The 17145-nt window shown below is 66.2% G+C and carries 18 protein-coding genes; 9 read left to right on the top strand and 9 right to left on the bottom strand.

Annotated elements, in window-relative coordinates; translation table 11 throughout:
- Positions 1-104: 104 nt before the first annotated feature.
- Complete coding sequence (locus tag K3U96_RS19095; RefSeq protein ID WP_220690753.1) at positions 105-935, bottom strand: IclR family transcriptional regulator; 831 nt, start codon at positions 933-935, stop codon at positions 105-107.
- 369 nt (positions 936-1304) lie between these two features.
- On the opposite strand from K3U96_RS19095, the gene K3U96_RS19090 reads away from it, so the two are divergent.
- A complete protein-coding gene (locus tag K3U96_RS19090) occupies positions 1305-1574 on the top strand; it encodes a hypothetical protein (RefSeq protein ID WP_069406756.1) in 270 nt (89 codons plus the stop codon).
- Positions 1575-1693: 119 nt separating this feature from the next.
- Here K3U96_RS19090 and K3U96_RS19085 read toward each other — a convergent pair whose 3' ends face one another.
- Complete coding sequence (locus K3U96_RS19085) at positions 1694-1996, bottom strand: hypothetical protein (protein ID WP_220690752.1); 303 nt, start codon at positions 1994-1996, stop codon at positions 1694-1696.
- A 221-nt stretch (positions 1997-2217) separates the two neighbouring features.
- On the opposite strand from K3U96_RS19085, the gene K3U96_RS19080 reads away from it, so the two are divergent.
- Complete coding sequence (locus K3U96_RS19080; protein WP_220690751.1) at positions 2218-3057, top strand: IclR family transcriptional regulator; 840 nt, start codon at positions 2218-2220, stop codon at positions 3055-3057.
- Positions 3058-3176: 119 nt separating this feature from the next.
- Here the strand turns inward: K3U96_RS19080 and K3U96_RS19075 are convergent, their stop codons facing one another.
- Positions 3177-3542, bottom strand: a complete 366-nt coding sequence (locus K3U96_RS19075; RefSeq protein ID WP_220690750.1) for a hypothetical protein — start codon at positions 3540-3542, stop codon at positions 3177-3179.
- 287 nt (positions 3543-3829) lie between these two features.
- On the opposite strand from K3U96_RS19075, the gene K3U96_RS19070 reads away from it, so the two are divergent.
- From K3U96_RS19070 to K3U96_RS19035, 7 genes are read left to right on the top strand one after another with little or no spacing between them, the layout of a single operon-like run.
- A complete protein-coding gene (locus K3U96_RS19070; RefSeq protein WP_220690749.1) occupies positions 3830-4270 on the top strand; it encodes a MaoC family dehydratase in 441 nt (146 codons plus the stop codon).
- 59 nt (positions 4271-4329) lie between these two features.
- On the top strand, positions 4330-5160 hold the full coding sequence (locus K3U96_RS19065) for an alpha/beta fold hydrolase (RefSeq protein ID WP_220690748.1): 831 nt from the start codon (positions 4330-4332) through the stop codon (positions 5158-5160).
- A 15-nt stretch (positions 5161-5175) separates the two neighbouring features.
- Positions 5176-6186 carry a thiamine pyrophosphate-dependent dehydrogenase E1 component subunit alpha gene (locus tag K3U96_RS19060; protein ID WP_084223507.1) on the top strand — a complete coding sequence of 337 codons (1011 nt, stop codon included), beginning with the start codon at positions 5176-5178 and terminating at the stop codon, positions 6184-6186.
- Entirely contained in the window at positions 6176-7168 is a 993-nt protein-coding gene (locus K3U96_RS19055) for an alpha-ketoacid dehydrogenase subunit beta (protein ID WP_230982201.1), read from the top strand. Before K3U96_RS19060 ends, K3U96_RS19055 begins: the two co-directional genes overlap by 11 nt.
- Positions 7165-8565: a dihydrolipoyl dehydrogenase gene (gene lpdA / locus K3U96_RS19050; protein WP_069406750.1), complete on the top strand. Its 1401-nt coding sequence runs from the start codon at positions 7165-7167 to the stop codon at positions 8563-8565. The genes K3U96_RS19055 and lpdA overlap by 4 nt, the downstream gene beginning before the upstream one ends.
- Before the next feature lie 42 nt (positions 8566-8607).
- The gene (locus K3U96_RS19040) at positions 8608-10230 is read left to right on the top strand and encodes a 2-oxo acid dehydrogenase subunit E2 (protein WP_230982200.1); all 1623 of its coding nucleotides are present in this window, start codon (positions 8608-8610) and stop codon (positions 10228-10230) included.
- A gap of 3 nt (positions 10231-10233) precedes the next feature.
- Positions 10234-10815 carry an antibiotic biosynthesis monooxygenase gene (locus K3U96_RS19035; protein WP_220690746.1) on the top strand — a complete coding sequence of 194 codons (582 nt, stop codon included), beginning with the start codon at positions 10234-10236 and terminating at the stop codon, positions 10813-10815.
- 22 nt (positions 10816-10837) lie between these two features.
- On the opposite strand, the gene K3U96_RS19030 is transcribed toward K3U96_RS19035, so the two are convergent.
- From K3U96_RS19030 to benC, 6 genes are all read right to left on the bottom strand, one after another.
- Positions 10838-11692 carry an alpha/beta fold hydrolase gene (locus K3U96_RS19030; protein ID WP_220690745.1) on the bottom strand — a complete coding sequence of 285 codons (855 nt, stop codon included), beginning with the start codon at positions 11690-11692 and terminating at the stop codon, positions 10838-10840.
- Positions 11693-11696: 4 nt separating this feature from the next.
- The gene (locus K3U96_RS19025) at positions 11697-12098 is read right to left on the bottom strand and encodes a helix-turn-helix domain-containing protein (RefSeq protein ID WP_069406065.1); all 402 of its coding nucleotides are present in this window, start codon (positions 12096-12098) and stop codon (positions 11697-11699) included.
- A gap of 90 nt (positions 12099-12188) precedes the next feature.
- On the bottom strand, positions 12189-13127 hold the full coding sequence (locus tag K3U96_RS19020; protein WP_338156836.1) for a 3-hydroxybutyryl-CoA dehydrogenase: 939 nt from the start codon (positions 13125-13127) through the stop codon (positions 12189-12191).
- A gap of 67 nt (positions 13128-13194) precedes the next feature.
- Positions 13195-13911, bottom strand: a complete 717-nt coding sequence (locus K3U96_RS19015) for a maleylpyruvate isomerase family mycothiol-dependent enzyme (protein WP_220690744.1) — start codon at positions 13909-13911, stop codon at positions 13195-13197.
- A 332-nt stretch (positions 13912-14243) separates the two neighbouring features.
- Entirely contained in the window at positions 14244-14378 is a 135-nt protein-coding gene (locus K3U96_RS27055; protein WP_268928449.1) for a hypothetical protein, read from the bottom strand.
- 72 nt (positions 14379-14450) lie between these two features.
- On the bottom strand, positions 14451-17132 hold the full coding sequence (benC, locus tag K3U96_RS19010) for a benzoate 1,2-dioxygenase electron transfer component BenC (RefSeq protein WP_220690743.1): 2682 nt from the start codon (positions 17130-17132) through the stop codon (positions 14451-14453).
- Between the last annotated feature and the right edge of the window lie 13 nt (positions 17133-17145).

Here is a 17145-nt window from a genome sequence, read left to right as displayed (position 1 = left end):
GTTGCACTCCCGTTCCTATCAATGTAGCGAGAGTCACACGGGCGGGTAGATTTATCGAGGAATCACTTTCATCCAATGGGAGTGCGCTGGTGAACGCCGTATCGTCAGCCCACCAGCGAGGGGGAGGCGCGGCGCCGGCGTGCGGGCTGGCCGTTGGTCGGCGGTGCGAGCGTGAGGTTGGGCTGCTGAAGGATGCGAGACAGCGAATTGGCGGTGGCCCGAACGGCGGGCGCGAGCCGCTGAACATCCTTGCGGCTCGACCGCACGACAACCGCCAGAGCAGCGACGGCGGTGTCGGGACCCGACAGAATCGGGGCGGCGACCGATACCGAGCCCAGTGACATCTCTTCGAAGGCAAAGGCCAAGCCGGTCCGTCGCACCTCGGCGAGTTTGCGTCGCAGCAGCGCCGGCGCCACCACGGTGTGCGGGGTGAAGCGTTTGAGATCGTTGGAGAGGATGTCGGCGATGAAATCGGGCGGCGCATAAGCCAGCAGGGCCCTGCCGACGCCGGTCGCGTGCAGCGGGAGCCGGCCGCCGCGGCGCGTCACCACCCGCGCCGAACGCCGGCCGCTGATCTTCTCGATGTAGAGGGCCTCGCGACCGTCGAGCACCGCGAGGTGCACATTCTCATGGGTCGCGTCGTAAAGGTCCTGCATGAACGGCAGCGCGATATCGCGCAGCTGCTCACCCCGCCGCGCCAGCTCCCCGATTTCCCAGAGCCGCATGCCGATCTGGTATCCGCCCGCGCCTCGCTCGAGCCCGCCCCACTCCACGAGTTCACTCGCGAGCCGGTAGGTCGTCGACTGCGGCAGCCCCGTTCGCTCGGCGAGACCCTGGAGCGACAGTCTGGGGGTGTCCGCGGAGAACGCGTCGAGAATCGCGACCACCTTACTGGTCACCGATCTGCCGCTCGGCCGCTCTTCGACGCTAGCCATCATCGCTCCCATCGCACCGGTGGTGATCGTACTGCCGGCGCGTCTGCAGTCTGCCGTCCCGATCTGTCCGGCGCGTCGGGCACGCGGCCGGGGGATTGCCGTCAAACGTTGCCGGTGCCATAGCCGTCGACGGCGTGCGGCACTTCGCTGGTCTGTGGGGAGTGGGTGCGCATCCGGTTCCTCCGGTCATCGGTTGCTATCGATAGTGACCGCTCGCGGTCGAACGGGCCAGCGCTTCTTGCTGGATGGAATCTGCCCGACGACGCCTGGGTCCGGCGCATCCGGCGTGCCAGACTCACGGTGAAGGCCTGGCTTCGGCTCGAACCGCTGTCGAGCGACCGCAGGGCTTACTCAAAGGAGAAGACACACATGACCGAAACCACCGCGAGCCCCGACATCGAGGCGGTTGCGCAGCGCGTCAAGCAGACCAGCGACCGGGTGCTCGAACTCAGCAAGGAGAACGGCCTGGTGTGGCTGGAGGCATACGAGAAGATGCTCAACGGGGTGCTCAAGCTGGAAGAGCAGACCGCGAAAGACCTCGGCCAGGACTGGATCAGCACCCTGGTCACCGCCCAGACTGAGGTCGTGCGAGAGATGTCTGAAGCGTTTCTCGGAGCGGTGAAGGACCGGCTGAAGTAAGCCCGCTCCGACGTCAAAACCTCTGGGGGCGTGGTCGTCTGACTGCGGTGCCCGGAGACGACGAACGGGCGGCGCGCCGGTAGGCACGCCGCCCGTTTGCTCATCGGAAGGTCCGAGCGTTACTTCGCAGCCTTCTTGGTGGCCTCGACGATCCGGTGGGCGAACTCGCGCTGGCTGGTAAGCACCTGCTGCGCGAAATCGAAGTTGGAGTCGATGATCTCGCCGACGCTGGGCAGCTGCTTGGTCACCTCGTTCATGCCGGGGATCTCGTAGCCCTTGGCGAAGTCAGCCAGCTGCGGCGTGACCTTGTTGGCGGTCTCGGTCCATGCGGTGACGGCGTCAACAGCGGCGTCCTGCGTCTTGCGGACGGCTTCCAGCGTCTGCTCCTGAACCTTCTGGCCGATCTCTTGCACGGTGTTCATAGCTCCTCCTGAGGGATGTTCTTGTTGGTCGTTGCTAACTATAGTTAACGATCGAGTGGAAAGTCAAGCGGTGCAAGCGTGGGAGTTCGGCAAGAAACTCACATCCACTGGATGGAAGTGGTTCCAAGGTATTCGGTACCACTGCGGCCTAGGATTCAGTCCTATACGGCGTCGCGCGAACCGCCTAGTCCGGCGCAAATTCTTCACAGCCAGGAGGCGTCATGGCCGGTAATTCCACCGAACCTGGTCAGTCGGTCACCAGCAGGGTCGCTGCGGTCCTGCTCACCTTCACCGACGGCAATGTGTACTCGCTGACTGAGATCGCCCGGCTCACCGGTCTGCCCGTTTCCACCGCGCACCGCTTGGCCGTCGAGTTGGCCGCCACTGATCTGCTCGAGCGTGATGAATCGGGGCGCTACCGGGTCGCGGGTTCGCTTTGTCGACTCGGCGCCGGCTGGCGGCAGCCGACCCTGGCCGAGCGCGGCCCATGCGTGCTGGATGATCTCTCCGAGGCCACGCAACATGTGGCGAGGCTCGGCGTGCTCGCCGGCACTACGGTGAGATACATCGAAAAGCGACCCCATCACCCGGTGACCGCCTTCGACGCCGGCGCCAGGTTGCCCGCGCACGCCACCGCCGTCGGTAAGGCGTTGCTGGCATTCTCGCCGACGCGGGTGACCGAACGATTGATCGCCAAGGGTTTGACCCGGTTCACCAGGAACACCATCACCTCGCCCGATCGGTTCCGGCACAACCTGACGTCGATCCGCCGGCTCGGGATGGCGGTGTCCAAAGACGAGCTGCAATACGGAAGCGGCGCCGTCGCGATGCCCGTGTTCAGCGGCAACAAAGCGATTGCCGCACTTGAGCTACACGTCGCCGACCTGCGTACCGAACCGAGGTCGCTCAGCGCCGCTCTCGCGATGGCGTGCGGCAGCCTCGCGCGTGAGCTTAAGGCCACGCTGCCGCCGGAACTGCTGGAAGGCCTGCTCGTGCAGTCGGCCCCGGCGCAAGCCGCAGCTGCCCGCCCGGCCGAGGTCAACAAGTTGAATGTGGCCTGAAACCCGTTCTACCGGAAGGGTATTACGCAGAGCGCGAACCCCGGCGAACACCACACCCCGACGGCTTGGACCGTTGCCGGTCTTCTGCACCGCCGGGGTGAGGGACGAACCGCCGCGAACTACTTCGCGGTGACCTTGCGGGCCGGGCGCTTGGTGGCCTTGGCCGCGACCGGCTTCGCCGTCACCGCTTTGGGCGCGGCAGCCTTGCGGGGAGTGGTCTTCTTCGACCGCGCGTCAGCCTCACGCGCGGTGACTGCCACGAGCCGGCCGGCGAATTCGCGCTGGCTGTCCAGGAGTTGCTGAGCGAAGTCGAAACCGGAGTCGATGACCGTCGGCCACTGCTCGGTGAATTTAACCAATCCGGGGATGCTGCTTGCGTTTTCGGTCCACGCGGTGACGACCTTTACGGCTGCGTCCTGGGCCCGACGGACCACGTCCATCGTCTGGGCCCGGACCATCTCATCGATCTGCGCTGTCTTGCTCATGTTTCCTCACTCAAGTTGGGTCTGACGATGCGTTAACTATACTTAACGTTTGCATTGAATGTCAACCGCATGGGTAGGGGACCGGATCGGGCGAACCGCCGACGAGGCCGGCGCGGTAGTCACTCTCGCTGGGTGGAAAGGCGGCCAACGCGCTGGCCTGTGCGGCACGCCGGGTGTTTGACTCGCAGCAGGCGATCGGCCTGGCCCGGCGGTCGTTCGAAAAGTGAGGAGGGGCTTGCGCGATGAGTGTTGGTGCCGCACCGGGCGAAACCCGAAAGCCGATCGTGATGAACGGACTGGCCGGACTCCGAGAGCGAGCTGGCACGGAACTTGGTGTCAGTGACTGGGTCGACGTCGTACAGGAAGACATCACGACCTTCGCGAAGCTGACAGGTGACGAGCAGTACATCCATGTCGATCCGGAGCGTGCGGCGCAAGGTCCGTTCGGAACCACCGTTCAGCACGGGTTCCTTACGTTGGGGATGTCCACCGGTTTGCTCTGGTCGGTCTGCACCGTCGAGGGTTTCGCGGTGATCCTCAACTACGGCCTCAACAAAGTGCGCTTCCCGTCGCCCCTCAAAGTCGGTTCGCGGTTCCGCATGCACGTGGAGTTGGCGGAGGTCAACGAACTGGCCGACGGAGCAGAGGCGATCTACCGGCTGACCTATGAGGTGGAGAACGAGCCGAAGCCGTGCTGCGTGGCCGACCTGGTCTTCCGTTACTACTGAAGCCCTATCGAACCGTCCAAAAGCGTAATTACACAACAAATTCAGATACGGAGCCTGAGATGACAACAACTTCGAAACCGGAAATCGGCGCGGCTGCGATCGCCAACGGAATCAAGACGAACTATCTCGAGGGCGGTTCCGGCAATCAGACGGTCATGCTGATTCACGGGTCCGGCCCCGGCGTCACTTCCTACGCGAACTGGCGTCTGGTCATCCCCGCCCTTGCCGAGAAGTTCCGGGTGATCGCACCGGACATGGTCGGCTTCGGATATTCCGATCGGCCGGAGAACATCGAGTACAACCTGCAGACGTGGGCCGATCAGGTTGTCGGCCTGATGGATACGCTCGGAATCGAGAAGGCGAGCCTGGTCGGCAACAGCTTCGGCGGCTCGATCGCTCTGCGCATCGCCACTCAGCATCCCGACCGCGTCGACAAGATGGTGCTGATGGGCAGCATGGGCGTTTCGTTCCCGATCACCGAGGGCCTCGACGCGGTGTGGGGATACGAACCCTCGTTCGAGAACATGCGTAAGGTGCTGGACTATTTTGCCTACTCGCGCGAACTCGTCAACGACGAACTGGCGCAGGTCCGCTACGAGGGAAGTACACAGCCCGGATTCCAGGAGGCGTTCTCGGCGATGTTCCCCGCCCCGCGCCAGCGCTGGGTGGAGGCGATGTGTACGCCCGAAGAGGAGCTCAAGAAGCTGCCGCATCGGACGCTGATCGTGCACGGCCGCGAGGACCAGGTCATCCCCGTTCAGACGTCGCTGCGGCTGATGGAGCTGCTCGACAACGGCGACCTGTCGGTGTATTCGCACTGCGGCCACTGGTCGATGATCGAGCGCACCGCCGACTTCAACCGCGCCCTCATCGACTTCTTCTCCAGCTAGGTAGCAGGAACCGATATGGCGACGCCGACCAACACCAAGGCGAAGTCCACGAAACTATCGCTGGCAGAGCGTGATCCGGAGCTACTCAAGCGTATCTACGAGAAGATGGTGCAGACCCGGGCCGTCGAGGATCGCATGGTGGCGATGTACAAATCCGGCGACTTGCTGGGCTCGCTGTACACGGGTCACTGGCATGAGGCGATTTCCGTCGGGGCGGCAGCGACGCTGCGGCCCGACGACTACATGGCCCCGATCCACCGTGATCTCGGTGCGCACCTGTGGCGCGGTATGGACTCCTGGCAGGTGATGGCCAGCTTCATGGGCAAGGCCACCTCGCCGACCGGGGGCCGGGACGGAACGCTTCACTACGGGCGGTTGGATCTGGGCATCTACAACCTGCCCAGCCACATCCCGGCGAACTTCCCGGTGGCGATCGGGATGGCCTTCGCCGCCCAGTACCGCGGCGAAGACCGGGTCTGCCTGGCCTTCTGCGGTGACGGCTCGACGTCGCGCGCCGATTTCCACGAGTCGCTCAACATCGCCGGGGTGCTGAAGTTGCCCGCTGTCTTCGTGATCGAGAACAACCAGTGGGCTTATTCCACCCCGCTGGGGCTGCAGACGGCGTCGGAGGACTTCGCCTGCAAGGCGGTGGCATACGGCTTTCCCGGGGTGAAGGTCGACGGCACCGACGCGCTGGCGGTATACGACGCGGTGGCCGAGGGCGTCGCGCGCGCCCGCAACGGCGAGGGGCCCACGCTGATCGAGGCGGTGACTATGCGGATGCACGGGCACGCCGAACACGATCCGGCGGACTACGTGCCGAAGGAAATGTTCGACGAATGGCGCAAGAAGGATCCCGTCGAACTGTTCGAGAAGGTTTTGATCGACGGCGGCGTGATCGACGAGGCGTACGCCAAAGACATTCGGGAACAGGCCCGCCAGCACGCCATCGCCGCGAGGCGCAAGGCGCTGGCAGACCCGATGCCTGATGGCAGCACGGTCGAGGACGGTGTCTATGCAGACTGAATCTCCCAACGGCTCGGTGACCTATCTGGAGGCCATCGGCCAGGCGATGATGGCGGAGATGGACGCCGACCCGAACGTCTTCCTCATCGGCGAGGACGTCGGGCAGTTCGGTGGCGCGTTCAAGGTGACGAAGGGTTTCCTCGAGAAGTTCGGCGCGCGCCGGGTGGTCGACACCCCAATTGCCGAAACGGGTTTCACCGGGCTGGCGGCCGGCGCTGCACTGGTGGGGTTGCGTCCGGTCGTGGAGTTCCAGTTCGCCGACTTCATCTCGTGCGCGTTCGACCCGATCATCAACGTGATGGCCCGCCACTTCTACCGCACCGGTGACCCGATGCCGGTGACGATGCGGGCGCCGTTCGGCGCGCGACTGCGGGCCGGGCCGACGCATTCGCAAAGTGTGGAGTCATATTTCGCGCATGTGCCCGGGTTGAAGATCGTGATGCCCGGTACCGTGCAGGACGCGGCCGGCCTGCTGATCAGCTCGATCAGGGACAACAACCCGGTGCTGTATCTCGAGAACAAGTACCTGTACCGCCGGCTTCGCAGCGACGGCCCGCTGAGCCTGGAGCCCGTGCCGCTCGGCAAGGCCAAGGTGGTTCGTGAGGGCCGCGACGTCACGCTGATCACGTACTCGGCGGGTGTCTCGCAGGGCCTCGAGGTCGCCGAGGAACTGGGCAAGGACGGCGTCTCGGTCGAAGTCATCGACGTGCGGACCCTGGTGCCGCTGGACGTCGAGACCATCGTCGACTCGGTGAAGAAGACCTCCCGCGCGGTGGTGCTGCACGAGGCCGCCCGCCGGATGGGCTACGGCGCCGAAATCGCCGCGGAAGTTCAGGAGCGCTGCTTCTGGCACCTGGACCAGCCGGTGGTGCGCATCGCTGCGAAGAACACCCCCGTGCCCACGAGCCCGCCGCTCGAGGACGCCATGATTCCGCAGCCGGCAGAGATCGCAGAGACGCTGCAGAAGGTGGCACGAGCATGAGCGACTACGACATCATCGTCGTCGGCGGCGGTCCCGGCGGCTACGCGGCCGCGCTCTATGCGGCGTCGGCGGGACAAAGCGTGGCGATGATCGAGAAGCGCAGCGTCGGCGGAACCTGCCTGCACCGGGGCTGCATCCCGGCCAAGGCACTGCTGCACGCTGCGGAGGTGTTCCGAACGGTCGGCCACGCAGCCGATTTCGGCATCGCGGTCGGCGACGGCAACGGCCCGTCGGCCGACTGGCCCGGTGTCAACAAACGTAAGAGCGGCATCGTCTCTACCCTGCACAAGGGGCTGTCAGGCCTGCTCAAGCGCCGCAAGGTCACCGTGATCAACGGGTTGGGCACCCTCACCCCGTCCGGTGCGGTATCAGTCGACGGACAAACGCTCACCGCCAAGGGCGTGATCATCTGCTCGGGTTCGGAGCCCCGCTCGCTGCCCGGTCTGGATATCGACGGTGAGCGCATCGTCACCTCCGACCATGCGACCAACAGCGAAGCCGCGGCGCTGCCGGAGCGGGTGGCGGTCATCGGTGGCGGTGTGATCGGATCCGAATTCGCCTCGGTGTACACCGATTTCGGTGTCCGCACCACGCTGTTGGAGGCCCTGCCGCACGGTGTGCTTCCCATCGGCCCGGACCGCGACACCGCCAACGTGTTGGCCAAGTCCCTGGCCAAGCGCGGCACCGACATCCACGCCGAGGCGCGCGTCGGCGCGGTCGAAGCCACCAGCAACGGCGTCCTGGTCCCGTTCGAAACCCCCAAGGGTTCGGAGAAGATCGAAGTCGATCAGCTGCTGGTGGCGATCGGACGCCGGCCGGTCAGCGAAGGCATGGGGTTGGCCGAGTCCGGCATCAAGGTGTCAGACCGCGGCTTCATCGAGGTCGACACCGCGACGATGGCGACCTCACGCCCCGGCGTGTACGCGGTCGGCGACTGCGTCAACACACCCGGGCTCGCGCACGTCGCGTACGCCGAAGCGATAGTCGCCGTGCAGGCGATCCTCGGGGAGAACCCCGCGCCGGTGGATTACGGAAAGGTGCCGTGGGTGGTCTACACCCATCCGGAGGTGGCCTGGGCCGGTATGACCGAGGACGAGGCGCGCAACGCCGGCTATGACATTGAGGTGCATAAGCATTCGTTCGCCGGGAACGGTCGGGCGATGATCCTCGGCGACACCGACGGCCTGGTGAAGGTGGTCGCGGCGCGTGGCGGGCCGATACTTGGTTTCCATCTCGTCGGACCGTGGGCCAGCGAGTTGCTGCACGAGGGGTATCTCGCGGTGAACTGGGAGGCGTTGCCCTCCGAGGTGGGCGCGCTGATCCATGCGCATCCCAGCCTGTCCGAAGCAATCGGCGAAACCATGATCCCGTTTTCCGGCCGATCGTTACACGGCTAAAACCGCCAGGAGGCACGCGAAATGTCCGACGAGAGTTGGGTAGTGGCACTGCCCAAACTGGGTGAATCGGTGACCGACGGCGTGATCGGCAGCATCTTCAAGCAGGTCGGCGACGAAGTTGCTTTCGACGACCCGCTGTTCGAGGTGTCGACCGACAAAGTGGATTCCGAGATCCCCAGCCCCTACGACGGGGTGGTCCTGGAGGTGCTCGCCCAGCCCGGTGAGACGGTCCCGGTCGGTGCGCCGGTGCTGCGGATCGGCGGCAAGCGCGCGCAGGTCGACAACCGGCTGCCGTCCGCAGCGCACGCGGTCGCGGCCGCCGGTGGTCGATCCATCGGCGAGCCGTCGGCACCGTCGATGGGCGGGTCGGAGGGTCCGGCCACCGAATCAGGCAACGTCGCCACGCCCGGCGGCGGCGCGGTCTATGAACTCACCATGCCGAAACTCGGTGAGTCGGTGACCGAGGGCACCGTGGGCACCTGGCTCAAGGAGGTCGGTGACGAGGTCGCCTTCGACGATCCGCTGTTCGAGGTGTCGACGGACAAGGTGGATTCGGAGATTCCCAGCCCCTACGACGGCACGATCCTGGAAATCCTTGTGCCCGCGGGGGAAACGGTGGCGGTGGGCACCGTGCTGGCCCGTATCGGCGACAAATCCGGTGCGCCGGCCGACGGCGCGCAGCCGGCGCCGACGGCGACGCCGACGCCTGCCACGGCACCCGCGGCGCTGAGCACCGTCGCAGGCAACGGGGGAGGCCGGTTGCTGTCCCCGCTGGTGCGCAGGCTGGTCTCAGAACACGGCCTGGATGTCTCGTCGATCACCGGTACCGGTGCCGGCGGGCGCATCCGGCGCGAGGACGTCGAGCAGGCGATCGCGACCAAAGGCGCGCATCCCGCGGCTCCGGCCGCAGCACCCGCCGCCGCCCCGGCGGTGAGGGCGCCGAGGGCGGCGACCGACGAACGCGACGAAGTGGTGCCGCTGAGTCGGATGCGGCTGATTCTGGCCGACACGCTCAAGGCGTCGCAGACGATGGCGGCCTCGGTGTGGACGTCGGTCGAGGTGGACTTCGACAACGTCGAACGCGTTCGCGCGCAATACAAGACGCAGTTCAAGAAGGAGACCGGCGCCTCGCTGAGCTACCTTCCCTTCATCTCGCGCGCCACGTGTGACGCCTTGCGTGCGTTCCCGACGGTGAACGCGTCGATCGACCTCGAAGCCAAGACGATGACATTGCACCCGTACGTCAACCTCGGCATCGCCGTGGATCTGGACGAGCAGGGCCTGGTCGTGCCGGTCGTCAAGGGGGCGGACTCGCTGAACATCCGCGGCATCGCCAGCGAGATCGCGACCAAGGCGGCCGCGGCGCGCGCCAAGGAGCTGCCGAACAAGGAGATGTCGGGGTCGACGTTCACCATCACCAACCCGGGTCCGTTCGCCAGCTACGCCTCCGCGCCGATCATCAACCAGCCCAACGTGGCGATCCTGTGCACCGACGGTGTGAAGCGTCGCCCCGTGGCAGTCGGTGATGCGATCGCCATCCATCCCGTCGGCATCATCGGGCTGGTGTATGACCATCGGGCGTTCGACGGTTCGACGGCATCGAAGTTCCTGCTTCACATCCGCGATGCCCTGGAACAGCGGGACTGGGCCGCAGAACTCGCCTGAGCGATGAGCGAAGCGGCCGACAGCGTCGCCACCAGCGGACCCGTCACGGTGATGGTCGCTCGGCGTGTGCACCCGGGCAAGGAGATCGAATTCGAGGACTGGGCCGAAGAGCTGACCAGAGCGGCGTCGGAGTTCCCCGGCTTCCTGGGCGCCGGCCTGCTGCGGCCCGGACACGTCGGCGACGATTGGCATGTGGTCTACCGGTTCGACGCGGCGACATCCCTTGCAGATTGGGAGAATTCGCCGACGAGAACCAAACTGCTCGCCAACGGCGAGCAGGTGATGTCCACGGCCAATGTCCATCGCGTCAGCGGGCTGGAGACGTGGTTCGAGTTACCCGGCCGCACCGCGCCCGCGCCGCCGCGCTGGAAGATGTTCGTCGTCTCGGCCGCGGTCATCTTCGTGTTGCAGCTGTGTCTGAGCGTGCTGCTGCCTCCGGCAAGCACCGGCGTGTGGTTGATCCCGCGGATCGCGGTCATCGTGATCGGCACCACGGCGCTGATGACCTGGCTGGTGCAACCGCGCATCGCGCGGCTGCTCGAAGGTTGGCTGTACGGCCCGCGGCGTAGCGCGTCCAACGACTGAGAACCGCCTCGGCAACGGCCGTTCAGGTCAGGCCGTGGACCCTGGTCGGGTTGTCGCAGGCTTCGAGCAGCTTGGCGTTGAACCGGTCCGGATCGCTGATGCACACCGTGTGGTCGCCGTCGACCATGACGGTGCGCGCGTGGGGGATGGCTGCGGCCAGCCTGCGCTGTCGAGCCGGCGGGACGACCGTGTCACGCGTGGTCACCAGCACGGTCACCGGGACGTCGACCTCACCGATCCAGTCATGGGAGGTGAAGTTGGACACCGCCACCAACGCCGCGGCGACGGTGGTCATGCTGGTGCGGTTCATCTCGGTCAGCGCGTACTGACGGTGCTCGCCGTCCAGGTCGTTGACCAGCCCGGCGTTCATGACGCCTGCGCCCAGCCCGCCCAACAGCGGGTTCAGCCGGACCGCGGCCGTCAGCACCGGCGCGAACATCGATGCCACCCGCTCTGCAGGGGTACCGAGGAAGTTACGCGAGCTGGCGCACAGCACCAGCCGGGCGGCACGCTCGGGGTGCCGACGCCACACCAGTTGCGCGACCAGGCCGCCCATCGAGTATCCGGTGACGATGAACCGACCGACGCCCAGCGCATTGGCGAGGGCCACCACGTCGTCCGCGCAGTCCTCCAGCGCGAACGACGGTGAGTCGCAAACGCTTCGGCCGTGCCCCGGCAGGTCCGGCGCGATCACCCGGAACCGTCGACGCAGCGCGGCGAACGATCCGCCCCAGTTGAGATCCGCGGTCATGCCGATGCCGTGCAGCAGCACGATCGTCTCGGCGCCGGCGGGCCCGGGGAAGTCCCGGTAGGCCACCGACCTGCCGTTCGGCAACGCCAAGATGTCCTGGCGCGCGACGATCGCGTTGTGTCCCACGGTGTCAGTTCTCGGCAAGGAAGCTGCGGTACACACCCAGGAGCGCCTCCCGTTGCGCCTGGGTAAGCCGGGGATCGGTCTTGATCACCCGTTCGGTGTCGACGGCGGGGTCATCCGCGCGCGTCGCCGCGGAGTCCGCCTCCTCGGTGCTGACCCCGGCTTCGCGCAGCAGGTCCGCGGCGGGTATTCCGAGCGCCTTGGCGATTGACTGCATCACCTTCAGCGACGGTTGATGCAGGCCCCGCTCGATCTGACTGAGGTAGGCGTTGGACACCTCGGTCATCGAGGCCATCTCGCGCAGCGACAGCTGGGCCAGTTGACGCTGCATGCGGATGAAGCTGCCGAGTGTGTCGCGCTGCTGCTGCCAGGGGTCCTTCTGACTTGCCGCCGGTTCACTTTCGGCCATTAAATCATTGTGCCAGGTCGGAGCCAGTTTTTCCGCAGGGGGTGACGCTGTGTCGTTAGCTGTGGGCGTATCGACGGCGCTGCCGGGCCGCTATTTCGAGTAGGTGAAGAACCCGCGTCCGCTCTTACGGCCCAGTTCACCGGCCTCCACCTTGCGCAGCAGCAGCGCCGGCGGGGCATACAACTGCTCCTTGGTTTCGGCGTACATCGACTCGGCGACCGCCATCGTGGTGTCCAGCCCGATGAGATCTGTCAGCGCCAGCGGACCCATCGGATGGTTGCAACCGCCCACCATCGCGATGTCGATGTCCTCGGGTTTGGCCAGACCGGCATCTGCCATCCGGATCGCCGACAGCAGGTACGGGATCAGCAGTGCGTTGACGACGAACCCCGCCCGGTCCTTGGCGGTGATGGTCGTCTTACCCAACTGGTCAGACGCGAATTCAATTGCGCGGCTGACCGTTTCCTCTGAGGTGAGCTCGCACGGAATGATCTCGACCAGCGGCATCACCGGCGCCGGATTGAAGAAGTGCAGCCCGACGACGCGTTCCGGGCGATCCGTGGCGGCCGCAAGCTGCATGATCGGAATGGATGAGGTGTTGCTGGACAGCAGCGTGTCCGGCCGCACCACCCTGCCGAGGAGATCGAAGATCTCGGTCTTGACCGCGAGGTCTTCGACGACCGCCTCGATCACCAGATCGCGGTCGGCCAGCTCGACAATCCGGTCGGTGAAGCGCACGCGGCCCCGGATCTCGTCGCGTGCGGCCTGGGTGAGCTTCGCCTTGCTCACCGCCCGGTCCAGCGAGCCCTCGAGTTTGCGCTTGGCGGCCTCGACGAGCTCCTGGTTGACCTCGCGCAGCACCACATCGCATCCGCTGCGCGCCGCCACCTCCGCGATACCGCATCCCATGATGCCGCCGCCGACGATCCCTACGGCTTTCTCCACGTTCGCTCCCTTCGCAGAGGCATTGGTCCGGCAGCTGCGCCGGTGCCCCGATCGATCGTCATGGTAACCGCGCGCTGGGGGCAGTTCTTTCCACCCAGTGAGTTGTGAACGCGGTCACAACCCGTGCTGAGCAGGCGGTTTGCCGGGGCGCTCAGCACAGCGGCCGGGGTGGCAATTCGGGCAGTTCGTGCTGGTGGCGCAGGCCGTCGGTCGACCCGCTGGCCAGCCAACCGATCACCGCGTCGCGGCCACCTTTCACCGTCGTGGCGCCGTCACCGATCACATAGCTGTCACGCTCGTCGGTCTCGATCGTCAGGCCGGGAAAATCCGCCATCGTCGACGCCCGCTCGACGACGACCTCCAGGCTGTCCTCCAGCGCATCGATATCGGCCTCTTCGAGTCCCCACACGGTGTCGAGGTCGTCGTGGTGGACGACGACCTCCGCGATGCGCCAGGTCGGCAGCGCGTACGGGGTGATCGCGGTGCCGTCACTTGTCGTGACCGTCTGGACCTTGACGTCGTGCGCCAGGGCTGCGGCTCGTTGGGCGAAATTCTTTGCCGCGGTGTGCAGGGCGGCCTTCAACTCGGCCGGCGGCTTTGCGGCCAGGGCGTCGATGCCCGCGTCGCGCGCGGCGCGTGACGCATAGGCCGGCGTCTCGACTCCGGTTGTGCTCCAAGCGATCAAGTTGCTCATGGCGTCGGCGCCTGCGGCGAGGTGCGCGACCACATGGGCGCGTGTCCAGCCGTCGCGCTTGGACGGCACGGCGAACTCCTCGTCGGCGAAACTGTCGACGGTGGCCAACAACATGTCGGTTTCGCGGCCGAGGCGGTTCAGATCGCCGGGCAGATGGGCAGCGGTCTTGAACATGGGTATCCCTCCTCGCGTTGGTTTCAGGCGGTCGAACGTGCGATGAGGACCGCGATCCCGTTGGCGAGGGCACGGCCGAGGTATTCCTGGAGCTGACGCACGTGTTCGGGATCGATGCGACGTCGGTGCCCGCGACGGGCACCGTGCGAGTGGCCATCACCTCGCCGGGCGTCAAGAACTCAGGCGCAAGGTAGATCACGTGCAGCGTGGTGCCGGTGAGCCGGCCGAACTCGCTGACCCGGCCCTGGGTCAGTTCGTTGCCCGCCGAGTCGACCACGCAGACGATCGTGTCGTAAAGCATCAATCAGCTCCTGTCCCAACGGTACTCGCGGTCATCGGCCGGCCCCGGTCTCGACCGGTTCCTGCGGTTGCGCCGGCTCGATCTTGATGGTGGTCACCTCCCGCTTACCGCTCTTGGGCACCAGCAGGGTCAACAAGAGCCCGATCGCGGCGATGGCGGCCAGCACAGGCTGCCGATGGGCACGCCGGCGTAGGCGATCGCGTTCGCGAGGTTGCGCTTCCCCGGCGGCGCCGGTGGGTTACCCCTGGTCGCCACCGGCCACGGGAAGCACGGTTCCGGTGACGTAGGACGCCTCGTCGGAGGCCAGGAAACAGATCGCGGCCGCCTGCTCGTCCAGGGTGCCGTACCGCTTGAGAAGCGACGAGTCGATCGTCTGATCGATGTGCCCTTGGTACCAGCCCTGTTCGGTGGCGTTGCGCTGCTCCGGTGTACCGCGCGATATCCGGCGCGGCGGGGCCTCCGTGCCGCCCGGCGCGGTGCCGACCACCCGGATACCGGAATCGGCGTACTCCATCGCCAGCGATGCGGTGAGGGCGTTGATTCCCCCCTTGGCCGCCGAGTACGGAATGCGGTGGATACCACGGGTCGCCGCCGACGAGACGTTGACGATCACGCCGTGGCCTTGGGCGACCATCGCCGGCAGCGCGGCCCGGCAGGCGTACAGCGTGGTCAGCAGGGAGCGGGTGATCTCGGCGCGGATCTCGGCGTCGGTGAACTCGGTGAACGGTTTGAAGTTGATCGCACCACCGACGTTGTTGATCAGCACATCGATGCGGCCCAGCTCCTTGACCGCGTGTTCGACAGCCGCCTCGGCACCCTCCCACCTCTCGAGGTCGGCGGTGATCCCGACGGCGTGGCATCCCGACCCCGCGATCGCTTCGGCCTCTTGGTATACGAGGTCCGACCGGTCGACGAGGGCGACTTCTCCGCCTTCGGCGGCGATACGCCGGGCCACCGTCTGCCCGATGCCCTGAGCGGAGCCGGTGACCAACACGGTCTTGCCTTCGAACCGGCCGGGGCTGAACCACGCAGGCAGTACGCGTGCGCGGCTTTCCTGCAGAGCGCGTCGCATCGTCTGCTTCGACCGATCCGCGTGAGCAATGATCAGCGCCCGCGCGGCGTCCCGGTCCCCGGTTTCGAAGGCCGCGACGATGTCGAGGTGGTCCTGCGCGCACAGCGGGTGACACCAGGTGGCGTGCCGCAACACGTCGTGCATCCTGCCCTTGACGCCGAGGTTGTTGTAGGCCTGCAGCAGGTGCTCGTTGCCCGTCATCTGGAACAGGTAGTCGTGGAAGACCGCGTTGGTCTCGGTGTAGGCCGCGGCGTCGGTGAAGTGCTCACCTTGGACGTACGGCATCGTCGCCTCGGCCACCAGCCGATACCCGGTCAACTGCTGGGAGGTCAATCTGCCGATCGTCAACTCGAGCGCACCCAACTCGAGTGCCTCGCGGGCATCGAAGATGGCGTCGGAGGTGAGCACCGACGGATGTTCCTCGCCGATGACATACTGCGGCTTGACCAACGGCTCCATCTCAGCTCGGGTCAGAACTTGTTGGCCCATAATGGATCTGCCTTCGCCGGCCTCGATGAGCCGGCCGCCGACGTCGAGCGCATCCACCGGGCCGTCACTGCCCGCCCGTGCGATCGGCTGGCCGATTATCGCGCGAGCCGTTGTCGCCTCGTCGGCGGGGGACGCAGCGGTGCCTGAACGACCGAGCGGTGCCAGATCTCTTGACGGCCATATGGTCTGGCCGATCACCGCACGGCCTTCCGGGCCGGCGAGGACCGCCGCGACCTCCACCGGCGGCGCCGGACGTTCGGGGGGCAGCGGTTCGGCAACGGGTGCTGTCGACACCTCCTCCGCGATCACCTCGACCTCGGGGCGTGGCGGTTCGGTCCGCGCACCCGCGCCGGTACCCGACAGCGCAAACCGCTCGTAGTAGAAGCCGACCGGTTGAACGCCGCCGGCGTCGACGTGTTCGCGGACGGCGTCGACCATCGGCGGCGGACCGCACAGATAGATCGAGGCGTCGCCCTCGTGCAGGTGCTCCGGGGTCATCAGGGCGGTGACATAGCCCTTGTGTGTCGCGGCGCTGTTCTTGTCGGCGACGCAGTAGTCCCAGGTGAAATTGCTCAATTCCCCCGCCAGATGGTCGAGGGTCTGTAATTCGACCGCGTCGTCGTCGGTGTTGACGCCGTAGATGAGGTGCAATCGCCTGCCGCTGTGGGAACGCAACTTGCGCAGTATCGACAGGATCGGCGCCAGCCCGGTGCCGCCGGCGAGCAGCAGTGCGGGCCCGTCGCCCTCGCGAAGGAAGAAGCTTCCGTTGGGGCCGGTGAAGGTGAGCTGATCGCCGACCTTGGCGCGCTGATCGAGGTATGTCGACATCACGCCGTTCGGCGTCAGCTTCACCAGGAAGCTCAACTCCTTGTCATCTGGGGCGCTGCTGAACGAATACGACCGCGTCTCGTCGGTACCGGGAACCGCGATGTTGACGTACTGCCCTGGGAGGAAGACGAGTTCGTCGCGGTTGGGGATCTTCACGCTGAACGAGACGGTGGTCGGGGAGAGCCGAGTGAGCTCGGTGATCTCACCGACGTACGTCGCGGCCTGGGTCTTGGCCACCTCCGACGTGCTGGCGATCTGAACCACCAGATCCGACTTCGGCTTCATCACGCAGGGCAGCACATAGCCCCGGGCGAACTCGTCTTCGGTGAGCGCATCTTCGATGTAGACCCCGGGGTCGAAGTCGCCGGACTCGCAGAACGCCTTACATGTTCCGCAGGCCCCGTCGCGGCAGTCCAGCGGGATGTTGATCCGCGCCCGGTACGATGCGTCGGCAACCGTCTGGTCGTCTTGGCAGGTGATGAACCGGGTGACGCCGTCTTCGAAACCGAGCGCCACTTGATACTGCGTCATGCGGCTTCCTCGC

The sequence above is a fragment of the Mycolicibacterium holsaticum DSM 44478 = JCM 12374 genome, from assembly GCF_019645835.1.
Lineage (GTDB): Bacteria > Actinomycetota > Actinomycetes > Mycobacteriales > Mycobacteriaceae > Mycobacterium > Mycobacterium holsaticum.
The sequence above is the reverse complement of the archived record's forward strand: the minus strand, read 5'-3'. Positions and strand labels throughout refer to the sequence as shown.

What these genes read in the sequence shown, in the direction of transcription:
- K3U96_RS19095 (WP_220690753.1), bottom strand. Translation starts at nt 935, where the DNA reads ATGGCTAGCGTCGAAGAGCGGCCGAGCGGCAGATCGGTGACCAGTAAG.
- K3U96_RS19090 (WP_069406756.1), top strand. Translation starts at nt 1,305, where the DNA reads ATGACCGAAACCACCGCGAGCCCCGACATCGAGGCGGTTGCGCAGCGC.
- K3U96_RS19085 (WP_220690752.1), bottom strand. Translation starts at nt 1,996, where the DNA reads ATGAACACCGTGCAAGAGATCGGCCAGAAGGTTCAGGAGCAGACGCTG.
- K3U96_RS19080 (WP_220690751.1), top strand. Translation starts at nt 2,218, where the DNA reads ATGGCCGGTAATTCCACCGAACCTGGTCAGTCGGTCACCAGCAGGGTC.
- K3U96_RS19075 (WP_220690750.1), bottom strand. Translation starts at nt 3,542, where the DNA reads ATGAGCAAGACAGCGCAGATCGATGAGATGGTCCGGGCCCAGACGATG.
- K3U96_RS19070 (WP_220690749.1), top strand. Translation starts at nt 3,830, where the DNA reads ATGAACGGACTGGCCGGACTCCGAGAGCGAGCTGGCACGGAACTTGGT.
- K3U96_RS19065 (WP_220690748.1), top strand. Translation starts at nt 4,330, where the DNA reads ATGACAACAACTTCGAAACCGGAAATCGGCGCGGCTGCGATCGCCAAC.
- K3U96_RS19060 (WP_084223507.1), top strand. Translation starts at nt 5,176, where the DNA reads ATGGCGACGCCGACCAACACCAAGGCGAAGTCCACGAAACTATCGCTG.
- K3U96_RS19055 (WP_230982201.1), top strand. Translation starts at nt 6,176, where the DNA reads ATGCAGACTGAATCTCCCAACGGCTCGGTGACCTATCTGGAGGCCATC.
- lpdA (WP_069406750.1), top strand. Translation starts at nt 7,165, where the DNA reads ATGAGCGACTACGACATCATCGTCGTCGGCGGCGGTCCCGGCGGCTAC.
- K3U96_RS19035 (WP_220690746.1), top strand. Translation starts at nt 10,234, where the DNA reads ATGAGCGAAGCGGCCGACAGCGTCGCCACCAGCGGACCCGTCACGGTG.
- K3U96_RS19025 (WP_069406065.1), bottom strand. Translation starts at nt 12,098, where the DNA reads ATGGCCGAAAGTGAACCGGCGGCAAGTCAGAAGGACCCCTGGCAGCAG.
- K3U96_RS19015 (WP_220690744.1), bottom strand. Translation starts at nt 13,911, where the DNA reads ATGTTCAAGACCGCTGCCCATCTGCCCGGCGATCTGAACCGCCTCGGC.
- benC (WP_220690743.1), bottom strand. Translation starts at nt 17,132, where the DNA reads ATGACGCAGTATCAAGTGGCGCTCGGTTTCGAAGACGGCGTCACCCGG.